The organism is Novosphingobium sp. HNCC26BN242, assembly GCF_057180525.1.
Genome location: NZ_JBXUGM010000001.1, coordinates 744,591 through 764,454, shown reverse-complemented (window position 1 = coordinate 764,454; position 19,864 = coordinate 744,591). Strand labels below are relative to the sequence as shown.

15 protein-coding genes are annotated in these 19,864 nt (G+C 60.5%); 4 read left to right on the top strand and 11 right to left on the bottom strand.

Annotation, left to right across the window (positions count from 1 at the left end; all coding sequences use genetic code 11):
- The first annotated feature begins 61 nt into the window (after positions 1–61).
- The 3 genes from AC2A1F_RS03640 (at position 62) to AC2A1F_RS03630 (ending at position 5,077) form a co-directional block, all read left to right on the top strand.
- On the top strand, positions 62–2,200 hold the full coding sequence (locus AC2A1F_RS03640; RefSeq protein WP_484207391.1) for a TonB-dependent receptor: 2,139 nt from the start codon (positions 62–64) through the stop codon (positions 2,198–2,200).
- 63 nt (positions 2,201–2,263) lie between these two features.
- Positions 2,264–3,973, top strand: a complete 1,710-nt coding sequence (locus tag AC2A1F_RS03635) for a carboxylesterase/lipase family protein (RefSeq protein ID WP_484207390.1) — start codon at positions 2,264–2,266, stop codon at positions 3,971–3,973.
- Between the two features lie 102 nt (positions 3,974–4,075).
- Positions 4,076–5,077: a LacI family DNA-binding transcriptional regulator gene (locus AC2A1F_RS03630; RefSeq protein WP_484207389.1), complete on the top strand. Its 1,002-nt coding sequence runs from the start codon at positions 4,076–4,078 to the stop codon at positions 5,075–5,077.
- On the opposite strand, the gene AC2A1F_RS03625 is transcribed toward AC2A1F_RS03630, so the two are convergent.
- Positions 5,069–6,268 (bottom strand): glycoside hydrolase family 68 protein, encoded by a 1,200-nt coding sequence (locus AC2A1F_RS03625; protein ID WP_484207388.1) that lies wholly within the window; start codon positions 6,266–6,268, stop codon positions 5,069–5,071. The two genes, AC2A1F_RS03630 and AC2A1F_RS03625, sit on opposite strands and share 9 nt — an antisense overlap.
- Positions 6,269–6,679: 411 nt before the next feature.
- Here AC2A1F_RS03625 and AC2A1F_RS03620 point away from each other — a divergent pair, with 411 nt between their 5' ends.
- The gene (locus AC2A1F_RS03620) at positions 6,680–7,594 is read left to right on the top strand and encodes an alpha/beta hydrolase (RefSeq protein ID WP_484207387.1); all 915 of its coding nucleotides are present in this window, start codon (positions 6,680–6,682) and stop codon (positions 7,592–7,594) included.
- A gap of 6 nt (positions 7,595–7,600) precedes the next feature.
- Here the strand turns inward: AC2A1F_RS03620 and AC2A1F_RS03615 are convergent, their stop codons facing one another.
- The 10 genes from AC2A1F_RS03615 to AC2A1F_RS03570 all read right to left on the bottom strand — a co-directional run bounded on the left by AC2A1F_RS03615 (position 7,601) and on the right by AC2A1F_RS03570 (position 19,847).
- Entirely contained in the window at positions 7,601–8,749 is a 1,149-nt protein-coding gene (locus AC2A1F_RS03615) for a M20 aminoacylase family protein (RefSeq protein WP_484208163.1), read from the bottom strand.
- Positions 8,750–8,763: 14 nt separating this feature from the next.
- A complete protein-coding gene (locus AC2A1F_RS03610; RefSeq protein WP_484207386.1) occupies positions 8,764–9,261 on the bottom strand; it encodes an Lrp/AsnC family transcriptional regulator in 498 nt (165 codons plus the stop codon).
- A 14-nt stretch (positions 9,262–9,275) separates the two neighbouring features.
- Positions 9,276–10,673, bottom strand: coding sequence for an aminotransferase class III-fold pyridoxal phosphate-dependent enzyme (locus AC2A1F_RS03605; protein WP_484207385.1), 1,398 nt, complete (start codon positions 10,671–10,673; stop codon positions 9,276–9,278).
- Positions 10,674–10,810: 137 nt separating this feature from the next.
- On the bottom strand, positions 10,811–12,016 hold the full coding sequence (locus tag AC2A1F_RS03600; RefSeq protein ID WP_484207384.1) for an acetyltransferase domain-containing protein: 1,206 nt from the start codon (positions 12,014–12,016) through the stop codon (positions 10,811–10,813).
- Positions 12,017–12,182: 166 nt separating this feature from the next.
- On the bottom strand, positions 12,183–13,274 hold the full coding sequence (locus tag AC2A1F_RS03595; protein ID WP_484207383.1) for a tartrate dehydrogenase: 1,092 nt from the start codon (positions 13,272–13,274) through the stop codon (positions 12,183–12,185).
- Positions 13,275–13,285: 11 nt separating this feature from the next.
- Positions 13,286–14,740 carry an NAD-dependent succinate-semialdehyde dehydrogenase gene (locus tag AC2A1F_RS03590; protein WP_484207382.1) on the bottom strand — a complete coding sequence of 485 codons (1,455 nt, stop codon included), beginning with the start codon at positions 14,738–14,740 and terminating at the stop codon, positions 13,286–13,288.
- 3 nt (positions 14,741–14,743) lie between these two features.
- Positions 14,744–15,601, bottom strand: coding sequence for a GNAT family N-acetyltransferase (locus AC2A1F_RS03585; RefSeq protein ID WP_484207381.1), 858 nt, complete (start codon positions 15,599–15,601; stop codon positions 14,744–14,746).
- Positions 15,602–15,759: 158 nt separating this feature from the next.
- Positions 15,760–17,085 (bottom strand): NAD(P)/FAD-dependent oxidoreductase, encoded by a 1,326-nt coding sequence (locus AC2A1F_RS03580; RefSeq protein ID WP_484207380.1) that lies wholly within the window; start codon positions 17,083–17,085, stop codon positions 15,760–15,762.
- A 27-nt stretch (positions 17,086–17,112) separates the two neighbouring features.
- Positions 17,113–18,561, bottom strand: a complete 1,449-nt coding sequence (locus tag AC2A1F_RS03575; protein ID WP_484207379.1) for an aldehyde dehydrogenase family protein — start codon at positions 18,559–18,561, stop codon at positions 17,113–17,115.
- Positions 18,558–19,847 carry an NAD(P)/FAD-dependent oxidoreductase gene (locus AC2A1F_RS03570; RefSeq protein WP_484207378.1) on the bottom strand — a complete coding sequence of 430 codons (1,290 nt, stop codon included), beginning with the start codon at positions 19,845–19,847 and terminating at the stop codon, positions 18,558–18,560. The genes AC2A1F_RS03575 and AC2A1F_RS03570 overlap by 4 nt, the downstream gene beginning before the upstream one ends.
- Between the last annotated feature and the right edge of the window lie 17 nt (positions 19,848–19,864).

The following is a 19,864-nucleotide window of genomic DNA, read 5'->3' as shown; positions in this document are numbered from 1 at the left end:
GACACAAATTGACACGTTTTGCGTAATCGTTTACTCAATATCCAAAATGAGGGAGGATGACATGACAGTCCATCACAAGATCAAATCATTTCGCACTAGCTTGATCAGCGCAGCGGCAGTGGCTTTATCGCTCGCCGCGCCTGCTTATGCGCAGGACGCTGCTGATGAGAGCAAGGCGGAAGAAATCGTGGTCACCGCGATGAAGTCCGGTTCAGTCCGGCTCGACAAGGTGCCGCTGGCCATTCAGGCTTTCACGGGCACAACGCTGAAGCAGCGCAATATACGCGATGGTGCGGATCTGATCCAACTGATCCCGGGCGCATCGCAGGCGCAGGAGATTGGGGCCGGCTATCGCATTTTCTCGTTCCGCGGCTCGGGCGCGGGTGGCCCCATCGGTGATGGCCTGATCGGGTATTACCTTGATGAAACCCCATTTGGCGTGCCCAACAATCAGGCTGCGCCGCCGGTGCAGTATTTTGACATCGACCGGGTTGAAGTGCTGCGCGGGCCGCAGGGCACATTGTATGGGCTTGGGTCTTCGGCAGGAACGATCATCTACCACACTAAGAACCCGGATTTGGAGCAGATCACCTATGCGGGCGAACTGGAACTTTCGGGCACGCGCGAGGCGGGGGACCCGAACTATCGCGCCGCAGCGGCGTTTTCGGTGCCGCTGGTGGAAGGCAAGCTGGGCCTGCGCGTGAGCGGCGGGTATGACCGTCGGGCGGGCACGGCCGACATCTTTTCCGGTGCGCCCACTGGCACCCCGCGCGAGAAGGACGCGAACGACGCAACGGCAAAGGACCTTCAGGTCGTGCTGCTGTGGAAGCCCGATGATCTGACGACTGTGCGCGTACGCGGCTGGTACTTCAGCACCGACCAGAACTATCTGAACGTCATCAACTCGCTCGACCCGCCGTTCGCATCATTCCAGGGCGATGTGGTGGGCTATGACCGCCGCCGTGCCTGGTATGCTTCAAACACGATCACGCGCGAGATCGGCGATTTCACTCTGACCAACGCGACATCGTATCAAAAGTCCCTGCCCGGCGGTTTTCAGGTTGGCCTGAACCTTGGCGCGCCACTGGGGATCGGCACGCTGATCAACGGCGGCGATGCGCGCAACTTCGTGAACGAACTGCGCCTTTCGACCAATGGTGCCGGACCGTTCAAAGGGGTTGCAGGTGTGTTCTATCAGAACGCGGACAGCCTCTATACTTTTAACCTGAACTTCCCGGCCTTTGCCCTGAGCGGGCGGACCATCACCGAAACCGAGAACGCGGCGGTTTTCTCTGAAGCGAGCTATGAACTGTTCGACGGCAAAGTCGTGCCGCTGTTCGGCTTGCGCTACTTCAAGGACAAGCGCGCTTCGGATTCGATCTCCAACGGCGTTTCCGTGGCCAGCAAGGCCACACCTGATGCGCTGACGTGGCGCGCCAACCTTGCCATCAATCCCAGCCCGGACTGGATGCTGTTCTTCAACGCGGGCACAGGCTTCCGCAGCGGCATCCTGCAATCGCAGGCACAGGCCGATGCAGTGATCGCTGATGGCGTGCCTAGCGACATTTCACTTACGCCAGACAAGCTGCGCAATCTGGAAGTGGGGATGAAAGGTTCACTGTTCGACGGGGCACTGCGCCTTGCTGTCAGCGCCTATGACATCAAGTACACGAACATCCAGAGCGCCTTCAACACATCGATCGGCCTGTCCGCCTTTGCCAACCTTGGCGATGGCAAGGCGCAAGGGATCGACCTTGAAGCGACCTGGCGCACGCCCCTGCCCGGCTTCACGCTGAACGCCATTGGCAACATCAACGATTCCAAGTTCACCAGGGTGCGCACCGCCTTTGCCGGGGCCGACCCGCGCATCGCCAATGGCAAGCGCCTGCTCAACACCCCGACGCACAACTTCCGGGTGGATGCGAGCTATGAAAAGGACATCGGCAACGCGCAGCTCTTTGCCACCAGCTCGGCCACGTTCGTGGGCCGTTCGCGGCTTGGCGATGCGACGGTGGACGAGATCAACCCGTACGAACTGTTCCAAGCCAGCATCGGTGTGCGGTTTGATCGGTATGAAGTGCGCCTGTTTGGCGACAACCTTTCAGACTTGCGCGGGCCGACATCGGCCAATGGCCCCACCTTGCTGGCCGGACCACGCCCGCGCACCATTGGTGTGACCTTCCGCGTCAACACAAACTGATCGACTGCGGGCGGCATCTCTTTGGAAAAAGGGTGCCGCCAGGCACTTGCGGGAACCAGCACCATGAGTATGACTGATGGCCCCGGCATCATTGCGGCCAGCGGTATCAACCGCCGAAGCTGGATCAAGGGCGCGGCGCTGGCCACCGGCTTCACCATCAGCCCGCAAGCTGCCTCTGCAACCGGGGGCGTTAGCAAGGACGCCATGTTCGCAGGCCAACCGATAGCCACCGATCCTTCGCTTGTGACAGCAACCACTGTCGCAGGTAAAATCCGTGGCTATCGGCATGGACACACCTTCATGTTCAAGGGCGTGCCCTATGCAGCAGACACGGGTGGCGCGAACCGGTTCATGCCGCCGCGGCCAGTGGCCCCTTGGAAAGGCACACGATCGACACTGCACTACGGCCCGATTGCGCCGCAGGACAAGGGAACCGGGCGCTTCAACGACGAAGAAGCCTTCATCTTCCGTTGGAATGATGCGGTGGAAGACGAAGACTGCTTGCGGCTCAATGTCTGGACGCCGGGATTGGACGACCAGCGCCGCCCGGTGCTTGTCTGGCTGCATGGCGGCGGTTTTGCCGCCGGGTCCGGGCATGACATTCCGGCCTTTGACGGTGAAAATCTGGCCAGCACGGGTGAGGCGGTGGTCGTGTCGCTAAACCATCGGCTGAACATGCTGGGTTTCCTCGATCTGTCTTCATGGGGTGGTGAGCATGCCGACTCCGGGAATGTCGGCATGCTTGATATCGTGGCCGCATTGCGCTGGATTCAGGAAAACATCGCAAACTTCGGCGGTGATCCGGCACGGGTTACCGTGTTCGGACAATCGGGTGGTGGGGCAAAGGTTACAGCGCTGATGGGCATGCCGTCTGCACGCGGGCTGTTTCATCGGGCCGCGATTTTCAGCGGTTCCTTTGCGATGTTCAACACGCCTGAGCGCAGCGCACATTTATCGGCGCTCTTGCTGCACGAACTGGGCATTGCCAAAGGCGACCTGGCCGCGTTGCAGGCTCTGCCCTATGCAGAACTGAGAACTGCTGCCGAGCGCGTGATGGCGCAGATCAATCCGCCCTTTGATGGCTTTGTAGACGTGCGCCGGATTCCGCAAATGTTGAATTTCGGGCCGGTCGTGGATGGTCGGACCATTCTGGCAGAGCCCGGATTCAAAGCTGTACCGAGAAACGCGCCCGAAGTGCCGCTGATTATCGGATCGACGCTCAATGAATTTGTAACGGGCATCAATATTCCTGATGTGGATGCGATGGACGAGGCGGGCTTGCGCCGCAAGGTTGAGGCATTTGCGCCGAAAAAAGCCGATGCCGTGATCAGTGTCTTTCGCGCGGCAACACCTGATGCTGCGCCGTTCGATCTGTGGTCCCGCATCGCCACGGCACCAATCCGGCAATCCGTGATCGATCAGGCAAAGCGGCGTTTGCGCACTACACAAGCGCCGACGTGGCTGTTCTGGTTCACCTGGCAAACACCTGTGCTGGAGGGTCGGCCCAAGGCGTTCCATTGCCTCGATATCCCTTTCTGGTTCGACAATGCAGGCAAGTGTGCATCGATGACCGGCGGAGGCCGGGATGCCATCGGACTTGCATCCGGTATGGCAAATGCACTGCTGGCTTTTGCCGCTGATGGCGTTCCCTCAGCACCAAATCTGCCGCAGTGGCAGGCCATCGCTGAGGGCAACCTGAATGCGCTGAAATTGGACCAGCAACCGCGCATGATCGGCGAAATTGATGCGAACGAGAGGGCTTCGCTGCTGTAGTCATGCGCAAGCCATTGGCCATGTTCGTTGGCCGTTGTAAGTGATGCGACGGACTGCGGTTGAACACTGCCATAAAAGCTGTGACCTGAAACGAAGGATCAAATGGTCAGCGTCAAGAATCTTAAGGAATTTGCCGAGCTGGCCGGTGTTTCGACAGCAACAGCCTCGCGTGCCCTGACCGGATCAGGCCGGGTCAGCGAGGATACGCGCAAACGCATTGCCGCGCTGGCCGAGAAACTGGGCTATCAACCAAACTTCGCCGCACGCAATTTGCGCACGCAGCGGACCATGACGATTGGCGTGCTGGTGCCGCTGGGGCACGAGGCTTTACAGCACCTGTCCGACCCGTTTTTCAATACGATGACCGGCTTTCTGGCCGACGCCTTTGCCGAAAACGGCTATGACATGCTGCTATCGCGTGTGCTGCCGCGCAATGACCGATGGATGGATCGGTTCATCGGCAGCGGGCGCGTGGACGGGATCGTTGTTGTCGGTCAATCTGACCAGTTCCATGTGATTGAGACGATTTCGCGCCGATACGCTCCGATGGTGGTCTGGGGCGGCTATTCTCCGGGCCAGCATCATTGCTCTATTGGTTCTGACAACCGGCTTGGCGGCGGGCTGGCGGCAAAGCACCTGATAGACAAAGGCTGCACCCGCATCGCCTATGCTGGCCCGGTCGAGGGTTCGGAATTTGGTGAGCGCACCGATGGCGCGCGCATGGCGGTATTAGGCGCGGGGTTGCCGCCGCTACTGGAATTGCCGACCCACTTTGAACCCGACGCTGCCTATGCCGACGTGCGGGAGAAATTGTCCGCGCTCGAACTATTGCCTGACGGCATCGTGGCCGGGTCCGACGTAACCGCGATCAGCGTGATCCGCGCGCTGCGCGATCTGGGCAAGCGTGTGCCCGAGGACGTGCGCGTAATCGGGTATGACGGGTTGCCGATTGGCGAGCATATGGCTCCGCCGCTGAGCACCATCGATCAGCAGTTGCGGCATGGCGCGCATTTGCTGACGCAGACGCTGCTGCACCGTATCGCCGGCGAGGAAACGCAATCGCAGCAGATCAGGCCGGAACTGATCGTGCGTGGATCAACCTGACCGAGGCAGGCCACGCACTACCCGCGATGTTGCCCCTTCCAGCGCAATGCGGAAGAACGGCGCGGGATGACCGGCAAAAGCGGCGCGCCGCGCAGCGGCATCGCCGATCACGGCCATATCGGTTACGCCGGGATAGTCGGCAAAGCCGATGACTTGCAGATCATCAAGAACCCACCAGCTATATTCCTGCGCCGGACTTTGAGACGGATTGCCTGCGATCAGGCCAGTTCCATTGATGGGTGTGAACGGCCCGAGGGGGGTGGGGCCAACGGCACCGTAAAGACCCGTCGGCCCCGACGGTCCATGGGCTGCAAAGACTTTCTGCTGGGTGGACCAGAACAGGTAATATTGCCCGTTGGCAAAGCGCATGTGCGGACGTTCAAGTTCGTTGTTCAGTCCGGCGGCGCTCAGCACCGGCGGCTGCAAGTTCCATTGTGTGACTTCGGCGTCTGAACGTGCGGCCACCCCGATTACCCCGGTCCACCGTGAGGATGACTGCGCGCATGATCCTGTGAAAAACAGGAATGTTCTGCCGCTTTGCGGATCGCGGAAGAACCCTGGATCCCGAAAGCCGAGGATCTCGCCACCCCTTCCCTCGCGCTGGTTGGCAATCATGTAGTGGCGCGCATCGGCAACGATGGATTCACTGGGTTCAGACCAATCGGAAAGGACATAGGTCCCGCCATTTGCCGCAAATCGGCAGGTGGCTTCGAACAAGCGCTGTTCGAGTGACGGACCATCCACTTCGCGCCGCCCGGCGGCCGTGAAATAGACCGTGAGGTTACGATTGGCATCGTCAAGCACGGCAGAGCCGGACCATTCGCGGTTGCCCGGGGTGAAGCCATCAGGAAAAACCGGTTGATGCAGGGCCCAGCGTCCGTCTTTTTCAGTGGCAAGGTGGATGCGCGCAATGGCGTGGCGCGCATCCGGATCTGGCCCTGCTGGCGCTGTCAGCACCATCCACAATGCTGCGCCATCGAAGCGTGGCAGCGTGCCATCTGCATGTTCAACCGGCCACATGTCCCACAAATCAAATCCGGCGTTGCGTGCATTGGCCTGCAGCGTGAAGACGGGGATCGTATTGTCGGCATCAAGCGTAACGCCCTGAAGGTCCGCTGCAGTCCAATGAGCGGGCGACATGTCCTGCACGCCGGTTATCGCAGCCCCCGCGCCAGTGACTCCGATGACCATTTTCACCCCCCTCAATTTGCCGTAGCGCGAAACAATTTCCATCGCGCAATCGTTACACAATAATTCATGTCCGAAGACCGCCAGAGCGGGCGATCTGCCATTCCATCGCTACGTCAGTCCATCAAAATAACCCTAAATCATTGGTTTTTGAGAGCCAGCGATTAGCGCTGGCCAATCCATGCAACAGTTTCTAAGAAAGAGCAATCGATTGCGCAAACTTGACCTTTTCGGATGATGAAGGGCAGTGCATTGTGCCCGCGACCGCCCTGCGGATAAGCGCGGAAACATTGGGGATTCGAGCAGTGTGACGGATCGGCCGTCTGGCTCATCATGCGGGAGAGAGCGATGTCCTGGCCGGTCAACCGCAGGCAAATGCTGCTGGGAAGTGGATTGATGTTGATGAGTGTTCCGGTGAGCGCAGCCAAAGATGCGTTGATGATTCCGCAAGGTGGCGGGCCTCTTCCCGACACCTGGGTGCAGGCACAACGCCTTGCCTTGTGGGATGGGCCTGCTCCGGGTGCGCCAAAGCTTCCGCCGGTAAAGTCTGAAACCCTCGATCCAGCCTTTATCAGCGGCGTGGCGCAACCTGAAATGCGCATCTTCCACCCCGAGCGGCCAAACGGACGAGCGTTGCTGGTCATTCCGGGCGGCGCCTACAGCTTTGTTTCGATCCGCAACGAGGGCACCGATGTGGCGCGGGTGTTTACGGCCATGGGCTATACGGTTTTCTTGCTCGTCTATCGTCTGCCGGGCGAAGGCTGGGCCAACCGGTGGGATGTGCCGCTGCAAGATGCCCAACGCGCTATGCGGCTGATCCGGGGGCATGCCGGGCGTTATGAAATTGATCCTGCAACAGTTGCGGTGCTGGGCTTTTCGGCAGGAGGGCATCTGGCAGCGTCACTGATTACCAGTGACAGCACGCCGACCTATGATGCACGCGATGCGATGGACCGGATTGATCCTGTGCCGTTTTGCGCAGGGCTGATCTATCCGGTGATTGCCGCAACAAAGCCATACACGCACCCCCTTTCGGCACAGATGCTGCTGGGGCCTGATCCTGATGCCGCGCTGGTGGCACGACGTTCACCTGCCCAGCATGTTGATGGCAGCACGCCACCTGTGTTTCTGACCCATGCAATTGATGACGAGCCAGTGCCCTATCAGAACACTGTGCAGTTCACAGACGCCATGCGGGCAGCACAGCGCCCGGTTGAAGCGCATCTGTTTGAAGAGGGAGGCCATGGCTTTGGCATTGGACCGTCCAATGCACCGGCCGGGCTGTGGCCCGCGCTGTTCGATGCGTTCCTGCGGCGGCATGCGCAGTAAAGTAAGCTATGCCAGCCAGTGCTTTGCCAAAGCGACGTGAAGGCGCACGCCTGTTTCCAGCACGGCATCGTTGAAATCATAACGCGGGTTGTGCAGCGGTGCGGCGTGGTCCTCCGTGCCTTGTCCCAGCCAGATATAGGCACCGGGGCGCTGTTGCAGCATGAAGGAAAAATCTTCTGACGTGGCCGCAGGTTCCGGCGCAAGTTCGGCTTGGGCGACCGTTGCGGCAACCTGCAACGCATCGGCAGCGGCCTGCGGATCGTTGATCGTTGCGGGATAATAGCGGTCATAATCGAGCATCGATGACACTTCGAACCCGGTTTCGATGCCATGGAGCATCGCGCGCATCCGGGCCTCGATACGATCTTGCACAGCAGGATCGAAGGTGCGGACCGTGCCTGCCACCATAACTTCGGCCGGGATCACGTTGTGGGACTGGCCGCCATGGATTTGTGTGATGGAAAGGACCGCAGCGGCGTGCGGAGGGACGGCGCGGGATACGATGGTGTTGAGCTGCTGCACAAGGCTGGCAGCCGCTAGGATCGCGTCGGGGCTGTCTTGCGGGATGGCGGCGTGGCCGCCTTTGCCGGTCAGCGTGATGCGGAACTTGTCTGCCGCGCCCATGATCGCGCCGGGGCGGGTGCTGATGGTGCCTGCGGGAAGGCCGGGCCAGTTGTGCAAGGCATAGACGCGGTCACAGGGGAAGCGGTCGAACAGGCCTTCCTCGATCATCACGCGCGCGCCGCCCTGCCCCTCTTCGGCGGGCTGGAAAATGAAGTTCAACGTACCGGCAAAATCGGGATCAGCCGACAGCACGCGCGCCGCGCCCAGCAGCATGGCAACGTGGCCATCGTGGCCGCAGCCATGGAAGGTGCCCGGGGTCTGGCTGGCCCAGGGAAGATTGGTAGCCTCATCGATAGGCAGCGCATCCATATCGGCCCGCAGGCCCAAGGTGCGGGTGCCTTCACGCCTGCCCCTGAGCACGCCGACGAGGCCGGTTTTGCCGATGCCCTCGTGCACTTCGATGCCCAGTGCGCGCAGTTCAGCGGCAATCCGCGCAGCAGTGCGGTGCTCGCAAAAGCCCAGTTCGGGGTGCTGGTGAATGTCCCGGCGCAGCGCGACAAGATCGGGGACGAGATCGGCAAGGTTGGTCATGTCAGCCGTCAGCCTCAATCGTGCGCTTGTCCGAACAGGTTCTGGATCGGCAAGTGATGCTTGATGAACGGGGATTTGATCACGATGTAGCTGAAGTACTTTTCAATGCCGTAATCGCTTTCCAGCATGCCTTCGATGATCGATTGATAGTGCGACACCCCTCGCGCCACGAATTTGAGCAGGTAGTCATATCCGCCCGACACCAGATGGCATTCGACGATTTCATCAATCCGCACGATCCGGCTTTCAAACCGGCTGAAATCGCCCCGCCGGTGTTCGCTCAGCGTTACTTCGGTGAAAACCGTCAGGAATTCGCCAAGCTTGCCCAGATTAACGTGTGCGCCATAGCCGGTGATGTAGCCCGCCTTCTCCAGCCGTTTGACCCGCGTCAGGCACGGGCTGGGCGAAAGGCCAACGGCATCAGCCAGTTCGACGTTGGTGATGCGCCCTTCCTGCTGGAGCCTCGCAAGAATCCGCAGATCGATCCGGTCAAGCTTGGGTCCAGGCAGCATGGTCAGGCCTCCCCTCAGGCAATGGCGGCGCGAATGTCGGGTTGTTCGAGCAACTGGTCAAGCGCGCGTTCTACACGGTCGAAGATCATGTCCATCTCGTCCAGCGTGCAGCACAGCGCTGGAGCAAAGCCAAGCACGGCATTGGCAAAGCAGCGCACGATCACGCCGTTGCCATAGGTGAGCTTTGACAGCCGACCGCCGAGATCGAGCGCGGGATCGAAAATCGCCTTGGTCGCTTTGTTGGGCGTAAGTTCGATGGCGCCCAGCATGCCGCGATAGCGGACGTCCCCCACCAGCGGATGCGCACGCAGCGCTTCCATGCGTTCGGCCAGCCGTTCACCCGACTTGCGGCCGTTTTCGATCAGGCCACCTTCGCGATAGAGCCGCAGGACTTCGAGCGCCACAGCTGCGGCTACGGGATGGCCGGAATAGGTCTGGCCGTGGCCGATGGGTAGTGCAGGCGATGCCGCGTCGGCGATGGTCTGATAGACATGATCGGCCATGAACATCGCGCCCATCGGCACGTAACCGGCGGTTAGCCCCTTGGCGGTGGTCATGAAATCTGGCGATACGCCTTCATCAAGGCAGGCAAACAGAGGGCCGGTGCGGCCGAAACCGGTGATCACTTCATCGACCAGCATCAGGATGCCCAGCCGCGTGCAGGTTTCGCGCAGCGCCTTGAGCCAGCCACGCGGCGGGACGATCACTCCGCCTGAACCTTGAATCGGTTCGCAACAGAAGGCCGCGACGTTTTCAGCGCCTACCTCCGCCACTTTGGCTTCAAGCGCGGCCACGGTCGATACGATCACCGCGGCATCATCGTGTCCCTGCGGGTGGCGATAGGGATAGGGCGAGGCGATGTGGTGCTGCCACGGGCGCGGAAGATCGAAGTTGCGGTGGAAATTGCCCAGCGCCGTAAGGCCAGCGCCAAGGCTGCTGGATCCGTGATAGCCCCATTCCAACGCGATAAAGTGCTTCTTTTCGGGCTTTCCGGCGGCGTTCCAGTAATGCGTGATATATCGGATCGCGCTGTCCACGGCGTCCGAACCGCCTTGAGTAAAGAACACGTGGTCAAGGCCATCAGGGGCAGCGGCGGTAAGCTCTCCGGCCAGACGGATCACCGGTTCGCTGGCGAAGTGGAAATAGCCGGTGGCATAAGGCAGCTTGCGCATCTGGGCCGCCGCGGCTTCGACAATAGATTCCTGGCCATAGCCGACATTGACGCACCACAGGCCTGCAAAGGCATCGAGCAGACGGTTGCCATCGGCATCGGTCAGCCACATGCCCTGCCCCGATTCCAGTACGACCGCACCGTGCTGTTCATGGCCCCGGAACGAGGTGACCGAATGGATCAGGTGATCCCGGTCAACATCCACCAGCGAACGGTTGGTCATAGCAGCAGATGCGTTCATTTCGTTTCGTCCATTCGGGAACAATGCCGCCAGCCTAAGCCCGCCACAAGAGCGGGTTTGGCCGAATTTGCGATTGAATGGCCCAGCCAGGATCTTTCAGGCAGGCAGGCGCAGCATTTTATGCCGCGCCCTAAGCCTTAGAAGTACTTGAGCCAGGCGATGTCTCTGCGGCGGCGCTTCAGGCGCGCGTACCAAACCGTCGGGAGATAAAGCGGCACGATCAGGGCTACGAACCAGACGAATACCCAGTTGTAGTTATCGAACATATAGGCGCCGCCATTGTTCGGCCCCCATATGGCCAACGCGCTGTGATAGAGGATGCGCAGCACGGTCAGATGCAGCAGATAGAAGAACATCGGTGCGCCACCAAAGATGGCCAGAGCAGCAACAAGGCGCGAGGAATCGATGCGTTCGAACAGGACCAGCAACAGTGCGCCTCCGCCCAGGGTTGGCAGCAGAAACAGAAGCGACGGCGGGTATTTGGTCATCGAGATGAAACTGATCACGGTGCGAACAGGATCACCATCGACCACAAACCATGGCTTGTCGCCATAGACATTGAGCAGCCGCAACAGAATGAAGGCCCCAATCATCCCGAAGCCAAGCACAAGCAACCGCTTTTGGCGCAACTGCGGCGATACATCGCCCTTGAACCATGCACCCAGCGCAAACCCCAGAGAAATGACGCCAATCCACGGAAGCAGAGGATAGGTCGTCTTGGCCAGAAAGCCGAATGGCAGAGCAATGGCATCGCGCTGGTGCAGCAAGGCCCAGACCGGAAAGAGAGCATCGTCGGGCGTCAGCCGGATCGGATCAAGCAGGTTGTGGAAACAGACCAGTCCTGCGCCCAAGGCAATCAGCGCGGCCATTGGCAAACGCATCAGAAAGACGAGCGCGATCATGCAGATGCCGATGCACCAGATAACCTGTAGCCAGAATGTCGGCTGCGGCACGATCCCCCAATAAAGCGGCGAGAGATAGACCAGCTCAATCGCGATCAGCAGAAAGCCGCGCTTCAGAAGGAAATCCTGCGTTTCTTTGGCCGTGTGGTTGATGCTGAAAAGATAGACGCCAAGCCCTGTAAGCGCGACGAAAATGGGCGCGCAGAAGCTAACCGCAAATCGTGCAAAGCCCATCGCTGGGATGATCGTGGCTGCATTGACCGGATCGGTCACTGGATAGTTGACGAACCACGTTTCACGCAAGTGATCGAGCAGCATCAGCACCATCACGAAGCCGCGCAGGGCATCGATATTGGCAAGACGGGCGTGGACCGCCGTGATAGGGGTGGTTGCCGCAGGAACCCCCACCGCCCCAAGATGCGTAGTTACGCTGCTTGCCATATTGCCATATGCTCCCGCTTTTGGTCGAACTGCATGATCCTGCCTGACAATGATGATTGTCGAATATCTAGATCATCATGGCGATGACACATTCCACCAAATTTTGCCGGTATGCCGAACGAATGTGCCGCGCAAGAAACCATGCTGAACGGCCCGCTAAACTAGTTCAGCCCAATGCTTCGGCAATTGCCTTGCCACAATCGACGGTGCTGGCAGCCCCTTTGAGATCGCGCGTGCGTGCCGACGGCGTGGCAAGCACGGCTTCGACGGCACGCATGATCGCTGCGGCGGCTTCTGCTTCGCCCAGATGTTCCAGCATCATCGCGGCAGACCAGATCTGGCCAACCGGGTTGGCGATGTTCTGCCCGGCTATGTCGGGGGCCGATCCGTGCACCGGTTCGAACAATGAGGGATGCGTGCCTTCGGGGTTGATATTGCCTGATGGCGCAACACCGATGGTGCCGGTGCACGCAGGGCCAAGGTCTGAAAGGATATCGCCGAACAGATTGGAGCCCACGACCACATCAAACCGATCCGGGTTCAGCACAAACTGCGCGGTCAGGATATCGATATGGTATTTGTCATGCCGCACATCGGGATATTCGGCACCGATGGCTTCAACACGCTGGTCCCAATAGGGCATGGTGATGGCAATGCCGTTAGACTTTGTAGCGCTGGTCAGGTGCTTGCGCGGGCGGGTTTGCGCCAGATCGAAGGCATAGCGCAGCACGCGATCAACCCCGATGCGCGTCATCACCGTTTCCTGAATGACAATCTCGCGCTCTGTGCCGGGAAACATGATGCCGCCGACGGAGGAATATTCGCCTTCGGTATTTTCGCGCACAACCCAAAAATCGATATCGCCCGGTTCCCGGCCTGCCAGCGGACATGGCACACCCGGCATCAGCCGCACCGGACGCAAGTTGACATACTGATCATATTCGCGGCGGAATTGCAGCAGCGATCCCCACAGCGAGACATGATCGGGCACCACATCGGGCCAGCCCACTGCTCCAAAGAAGATCGCATCGGGGCGGCTGATCTCCTCCTTCCAGTTGTCGGGCATCATCTTGCCGTGGCGCGCGTAATAATCGCAGCAAGCGAAATCGTGCCACTTCTGCTCTATCTCGAAGCCAAAAAGCGCCGCCGCCTTTTCCAGCACGCGCATGCCTTCGGGCATGACTTCTTTGCCAATGCCATCACCGGGGATGACCGCGATGGTGTGCTTTCTTGCATTGGCTCGGGTGTTGCTGGTCATGCTGGCCGCTTTCATATCTTCAGGCCACCGATGTGAAAGGCCTTGGTTTCCAGATATTCCTCGATGCCGAGCGATCCGCCCTCGCGCCCAAGGCCCGATTGCTTGATCCCGCCGAACGGGGCCATTTCCATGGCAATGGACCCAGTGTTGAGCGCAACCATGCCTGCTTCCAGAGCTTCGGCCACGCGGAACGCGCGGTCCAGCCCGGAGGTGTAGAAATAGCTGGCAAGGCCATAGGGTGTGTCGTTGGCCAGCGTTATCGCCTCTTCTTCGGTTTCGAAGCGGAACAGCGGGGCGAGCGGGCCGAAGGTTTCTTCAGAGGCCAGCCGCATTTCGGGGTTGGCATCGCCAATGATCAGCGGGCGCAGGAAGTTTTCGCCTTCGCGGCCCTGCCCGCGCGACAGAACCTTGCCGCCCTTGCTCAGCGCATCTTCGACATGGGCCGAAACCTTGTCCACCGCTGCGCGGTTGATCAGCGGGCCGGTGGTTGCCGCAGGGTCCATGCCATTGCCGACATTCAGTGACTCAACCGCTGCACCCAGCCGCGACGCAAATTCATCATAGATCGGCGCGTGTACAAGAATGCGGTTGGCGCAGACGCAGGTTTGGCCGGCATTGCGGAACTTGCTGGCCATCGTGGCCTTTACCGCCAGATCCAGATCGGCATCGTCAAACACGATCAACGGCGCATTGCCGCCCAGTTCCAGCGACAGGCGTTTGATCGTGTCTGCGCTTTGCCGCATCAGCAGCGCGCCGATACGGGTGGAGCCGGTGAACGACAGTTTTCGAACAATGGGGCTGGCGGTAATCGCCGCGCCGATATCTTGCGGCATCCCGGTCAACACGTTGATCGTGCCTTTGGGAAAGCCCGCGCGCACAGCCAGCTCGATCAGCGCCAGCGCGGTGAATGGCGTAAGGTCGGATGGCTTGATCACCACTGGGCATCCGGCAGCCAGCGCGGGCGCGCATTTGCGCGTGATCATCGCCGCCGGAAAATTCCACGGCGTGATCGCCGCCGAAACGCCGACCGGCTCGGTCATCACGATGATGCGCCGGTCGCGCTCAGGCGATGGCACGTTGCGCCCGCCCACGCGACGACCTTCTTCGGCAAACCATTTGATGAACGTGGCGGCATAGCGGATTTCGCCCTGCGCCTCGGCCAGCGGCTTGCCCTGTTCGGCAGTCATGATCCGGGCAAGATCATCCAGATTGGCAAGGACCAGCGCGTGCCATGCTTCCAGAAGTGTGGCCCGTTCACCCGCAGTGCGGCGGCGCCAATCAGGCCATGAAGCCTGCGCTGCGGCAATCGCAGCTTCGGTTTCCCCAGTGCTGCATTCGGGCACAGTGCCAACAACTTCGCCCGTGGCAGGGTTGGTCACCGCAAGGCTAGGGAGCCCCAAGGCGATCCATTCGCCATCGATCAGTGCGGCCTGCCGCAAAAGGGTGGGGTCATTGAGAGTGAGCATGGTTCAACCTAACGCTTGGGCGGCAAGAGCGAAAACTTTGGCGGCATCGCTGGGAACAGGCGTTGCCCCGCGCGCCATGCGGGTTACACGATCAACTTGTGGCATACCAATATCCTCAAGCCACGTTCCCAGCCCGCTCGCCTCTGGCACATCAATGCGGCAAAAACTGCCGGACTGCATGCCGAGCCAATGTGCAACAAGGGCCTTGGCACCGGTGACATCGGGCGCAACCACCGGGCCTATGACCCAGCCACGCCCGAACCGGCGCAAAACGGCAAAGCCCTTTTGCTCATGCTCATGACACAGAACAACGGTGCTGCCTTCGGCCAACACGGTTTCCAGCAGGATACGGCGATCCATGCCCGTGGCTGAATTGTAAAGCGCTCCAAGCGCTTCGGCATCTGCTGCACCCATTGGTCGGACCCGCTCTCCGGTGCGCAATTGCACCAGCGGCTGCCCTGGTGCCAGAGCCTGATGCTGGCAGATCGTGTCAAGTTCGACAAACCCCAGCTTGCCGTAAAGCGGGCGGCCTTCCTCAGTCGCATTAAGCAGCACGGTCCGGTCGCCCAGACGCTCGATCATCGCAATGGCCAGTTGGCGGCCAAGGCCTCGTCCTTGATGCGCCACCGCCACGATGACAACACCGAGCGTCGCAAAAGTCTCTCCGAAACGCCATGCCATGATCGTACCGACGATTTTGCCGTCAATTTCTGCCACAAGCCCGTTCCCGATCGACAAGAGCGTCTGCAGGTCTTCCTCGCGGTGAGGCCATTGCTGTTCGAAACACAGATCGGCAACCGCGGCAATATCGGCACCGGTCATGTCCCGCATCACGATTTGCGCCACGTCCTGAACTGTCATCCGATGCTCCCGCCGTTGGGACGTTACCAGACCAACTTCTCGGGTCTGCCCTATCTTGTGCTATGCGGCTGCTTTCAAAAGAAGGTGCCGGTTATCTGTGATATTTGGAACAATATCGCGAATCCTTGACGCGCAAGGCTGCCTTCCAAGATGCTGCTCTAAAACTCCGACACATCGATTTCTGCACCCCGATCGAAGCGGGACAGGCGGTAGGGACGGGGATCGACAATCGGATCCTGACCGGTGGCAATATCGGCCACCAGATGACCCGCCCCCGGCCCGATGCCAAAGCCATGACCGCTGAACCCTGCTGCAAGGATGAAACCCGGCAAAGCAGGGATTTCGCCAATTACAGGAACGCCATCGGGCGTGCTATCCACAAATCCGGCCCACTTGCCCACGATCGGTGCCGTTGCCACCGCCGGGATCAGTTTCGACACGCGCTCAACCGTAAGCCGGAGGGTCTTGGCGTCGGGCACCGGGTCCAAGATGCGCTGCGCCTCCATCGGGGTGGGCTGATCCAGCCGCCAGCGCGAGAGCGTTTCGTGGCCCGAGCGCAAGCCTTGCAAGCCGCCCGGCGAAACCTTGCTCCAGCGCTGCTTGAACATTGGACGGAACTGCTTCTGAAACCGCAGGAACTGCATCGTGGGATCAACTTTTGCCCGCCCACTGTAGGCCAGCGCATGCGAGCCATCGCCGCGACGGGTGATCGACATGGAATCGCCGTAAAACGCATCAGGCAGGCTCATATGCCCGGTGCCCACGGCAAGTATCGACTGGCGCACGGTAGCCTGCGGAAAGCGCACGCCGAGCTGGTTCATGAACGAGGACGCCCAGGCGCCGCCTGCGTGGATGACCAGCTTGGTGCGGATTGTGCCGCGTTCGGTCACCACACCGCTGACCGCGCCGCCAGTGGTTTCGATCCCGCGCGCAGCGCAGGCCTGATGGACGGTTCCACCCAGAGCCATTAACGCGCGCGCTACGGCAGGAACAGCGATGCCGGGATCGGCGATCCCGTCCATTTGCGAATGCACCCCGCCCTTCCACACCTGCCGGGTGAAACCGCCCTGCTCGGTGGCCTGCTTGCTATCGAGCATCCGCGTCTTCACGCCAACAGAGCGGGCATATTCGCCCCACTTGGCCCAGGTTTCCAGCTCGGATTCGGTATTGCTGACGTAAAACAGGCCGCAGCGGCGGAAGCCGGTTTCCTGCCCGCTTTCAATGCCGAATTGTTCCCACAAATCGAGCGCCTTGGTAGCAAGTGGAAGCTCTCGCTCATCGCGGTTTTGCTGGCGGCACCAGCCCCAGTTGCGGCTCGATTGTTCACCACCAACCACACCCTTTTCCACCAGCGCGACCTTTAGGCCACGCTGGGCCAGATAATAGGCGGTGAAACTGCCAATCACGCCGCCGCCGATCACCACGACATCGGCTTGCTCTGGCAAAACTGGTGTTGAATTCACATAAGCAAGGGGCGCGGGCATTGGAAATTTCTCCAGTGAATTCGATGCTTAAGCAAAACCAAGGATCGCCTTGACTTCAAGGTATTCCTCAAAGCCGAAAGCGCCGTATTCGCGGCCATTGCCCGACCGTTTGTAGCCGCCAAAAGGGGCATGGGCATCCCAAGCGGGGTGGTTGATGTGCACTTGCCCGGTGCGAATACGCAGTGCCGCTTCGCGGGCCTGAGCAAGATCGCTGCCCTGCACATGTCCGCCAAGGCCGAACACGGTGTCATTGGCAATAACCACCGCTTCATCGACATCGTCATAGGGAATGATCGCCAGCACCGGCCCGAAGATTTCCTCTTGCGCGATGCGCATGGCGCTCGACACATCGGAGAACACGGTCGGGTGCACGTAGAAACCGTCTGAGAGGCCTTGAGGGCTTCCCAGCCCGCCGCAAACCAGCCTTGCGCCTTCTTCAATGCCCACCGCAATCATGCTCTGCACGCGCTGGAACTGCGCGCGGTTGGCAATGGGGCCAAGCATCGTCGCCTCATCAGCCGGGTTACCCACGATGATGGACTCCACCGTTTGGCGGGCCAGCGCCTCCACTTGCGCAAGCCGTTCACGCGGCACGATCATTCGGGTGGGCGCGCTGCACGATTGACCGACATTGCGGAACGCCGCCATCACGCCCAGCGGGACAACCTGTTCAAAATCCGCATCGGGAAGGAGTACGTTCGGCGATTTCCCGCCCAGTTCCTGCGTCACTCGCTTGACCGTAGGGGCTGCCCCCTGCGCCACCAGCACACCCGCCCGGTTGGACCCAGTGATGGAGATCATGTCGATATCGGGATGCGCCGCCATGCCTGCACCCACTTCGCTTCCGGTGCCGTTGACCAGATTGAACACGCCCGCAGGTGCGCCCGCATCATGCACGATCTGCGCAAACATCAGCGCGCTAAGCGGCGAAAGCTCGCTGGGCTTCAGCACCACGGTGCAGCCTGCGGCCAATGCGGGGGCGACTTTGGCGGTGATCTGGTAAAGCGGCCAGTTCCACGGGGTGATCAGGCCAGCAACGCCAATCGGTTCGCGCACGATGGCAGTTGTGCCGCGCATGGTCAGGAAATCATAATCGCGCAGCACATCAATTGCCGCCTTCACATGCGCGGCGGCAAAGGGCACATGCGCCGCGCGGGCATGGGTGATTGCCGCGCCCATTTCCAGCGTCAGGACCTGCGCCAGCGGTTCGGCCCGTTCAAGGATCAGCGCATGAATACGCTCAAGCAGTGCGAGCCTGTCTGCCACGGGAGAGGCCGCAAAAGCCGGAAACGCGGCCCGCGCTGCTGCCACCGCGCCATCAAGGTCAGAACTTGTGCCCGCCACGATCTCTGCCACCAGCGCGCCGTTTGCGGGATTGATGACCGGCAGCCGTTCCGTGCCGGATACGGGCACCCACGCGCCACCGATATAGGCATCGCCCGCCCGCGAAACGGCCTGCGCAATCAGGCCTGTCATCCGACCATGTCCTTGTACTTGTAGTAGGCCCCGACGAACGGCAGGAACCACGGCTTGCCGAAATAGCCCGGAATCGCAGGCCATTCAAAATCGCGCCACGGGTTCAACTCGGCCTTGCCATCCAGCACATCGGCCATGGTCGCGCCCATATAGGTCGCCATGTGGGTGCCGTGTCCGCTATAGCCCATCGAATAGAACACGCCGCTGTCATCACCGCTACGCTCCCCGGCGCGGGGCAGGCGGTCGCTGGTCATGTCAACCATGCCGCCCCAACAATAGTCGATGCGGGCATCGGCCAGTTCGGGGAAGAAGTTCAGCATCGAAGCGCGCAAGATCGCACCGCTTTTTGCATCTGACGCCGGATCGCTCCGGCTTGAAAAGCGCGCACGACCGCCAAACACGATGCGGTTGTCCGGCGTGGTGCGGAAATAGCTGACGAAATTGCGCGTATCCACGGTGTTGCGGCGGTTTGGCGTCAACCGGTCCAGAAGATCGACCGGCAACGGTTCTGTGGCAATCAGATAGGCCCCCACCGGCACAATCCGGCGGCGGAACCACCCGAGCGGACCATAGGCAGACGTGCCGGTGGCGAGCAGCACCTGCTTGGCCTTCACCATGCCGTGCGGCGTGGTCAATTCATGGCCGCCTGCCACCCGGCGCATGCGGATCAGCGGGTTGCGCTCGTATATCGTGCCGCCGCGCCGCACCACGGCTTCGGCAAGGCCCTGCCCATACATGCCCATGTGCATGTTCGCGCTTTTGCCATAGATCATGCCACCAAAGAACTTGTCCGAGCCGATCTCAGCCGGAAGATCGGCGGGCATAACCAGCCGTGTTTCAGGATCAACATTGCGCGCAAGCAGATCTTGCGACCGGATGATCTTGTCAAAATGTTCGGGCTTAGCCGCCAGTTTCAGTTTGCCGACGCGGCCGAAATGGCAATCGATACCTTCTTGGGCAACGATTGATTCCACAAGGTCCACGCCTGCATCGAATGCTTTGTAGAACATGTTCGCGCGGTCCATGCCGAACCGTTCGACCATACCGCCGTAGTCTTGCGCAAAGCCATTGTTGCACATGCCGCCATTGCGCCCGGATGCAGCACCGGCAACGCGATCCGCCTCAAGGACGACAACCTTTGCGCCCTTCTTGGCCAGCGCAAGAGCGGCGGACAAGCCGGTGAAGCCTGCGCCGACAACAACAACATCTGCCGTTCCCTCTGGTCCGCCAGCCGCGCCAGAGGCGAAGGGATTTGCTGAATCCAACCAGTAGGACATCATTTTCATGTCAAAATCTCCGCCTG

What these genes read in the sequence shown, in the direction of transcription:
- AC2A1F_RS03640 (WP_484207391.1), top strand. Translation starts at nt 62, where the DNA reads ATGACAGTCCATCACAAGATCAAATCATTTCGCACTAGCTTGATCAGC.
- AC2A1F_RS03635 (WP_484207390.1), top strand. Translation starts at nt 2,264, where the DNA reads ATGAGTATGACTGATGGCCCCGGCATCATTGCGGCCAGCGGTATCAAC.
- AC2A1F_RS03630 (WP_484207389.1), top strand. Translation starts at nt 4,076, where the DNA reads ATGGTCAGCGTCAAGAATCTTAAGGAATTTGCCGAGCTGGCCGGTGTT.
- AC2A1F_RS03625 (WP_484207388.1), bottom strand. Translation starts at nt 6,268, where the DNA reads ATGGTCATCGGAGTCACTGGCGCGGGGGCTGCGATAACCGGCGTGCAG.
- AC2A1F_RS03615 (WP_484208163.1), bottom strand. Translation starts at nt 8,749, where the DNA reads ATGACCAACCTTGCCGATCTCGTCCCCGATCTTGTCGCGCTGCGCCGG.
- AC2A1F_RS03610 (WP_484207386.1), bottom strand. Translation starts at nt 9,261, where the DNA reads ATGCTGCCTGGACCCAAGCTTGACCGGATCGATCTGCGGATTCTTGCG.
- AC2A1F_RS03605 (WP_484207385.1), bottom strand. Translation starts at nt 10,673, where the DNA reads ATGAACGCATCTGCTGCTATGACCAACCGTTCGCTGGTGGATGTTGAC.
- AC2A1F_RS03600 (WP_484207384.1), bottom strand. Translation starts at nt 12,016, where the DNA reads ATGGCAAGCAGCGTAACTACGCATCTTGGGGCGGTGGGGGTTCCTGCG.
- AC2A1F_RS03595 (WP_484207383.1), bottom strand. Translation starts at nt 13,274, where the DNA reads ATGACCAGCAACACCCGAGCCAATGCAAGAAAGCACACCATCGCGGTC.
- AC2A1F_RS03590 (WP_484207382.1), bottom strand. Translation starts at nt 14,740, where the DNA reads ATGCTCACTCTCAATGACCCCACCCTTTTGCGGCAGGCCGCACTGATC.
- AC2A1F_RS03585 (WP_484207381.1), bottom strand. Translation starts at nt 15,601, where the DNA reads ATGACAGTTCAGGACGTGGCGCAAATCGTGATGCGGGACATGACCGGT.
- AC2A1F_RS03580 (WP_484207380.1), bottom strand. Translation starts at nt 17,085, where the DNA reads ATGCCCGCGCCCCTTGCTTATGTGAATTCAACACCAGTTTTGCCAGAG.
- AC2A1F_RS03575 (WP_484207379.1), bottom strand. Translation starts at nt 18,561, where the DNA reads ATGACAGGCCTGATTGCGCAGGCCGTTTCGCGGGCGGGCGATGCCTAT.
- AC2A1F_RS03570 (WP_484207378.1), bottom strand. Translation starts at nt 19,847, where the DNA reads ATGAAAATGATGTCCTACTGGTTGGATTCAGCAAATCCCTTCGCCTCT.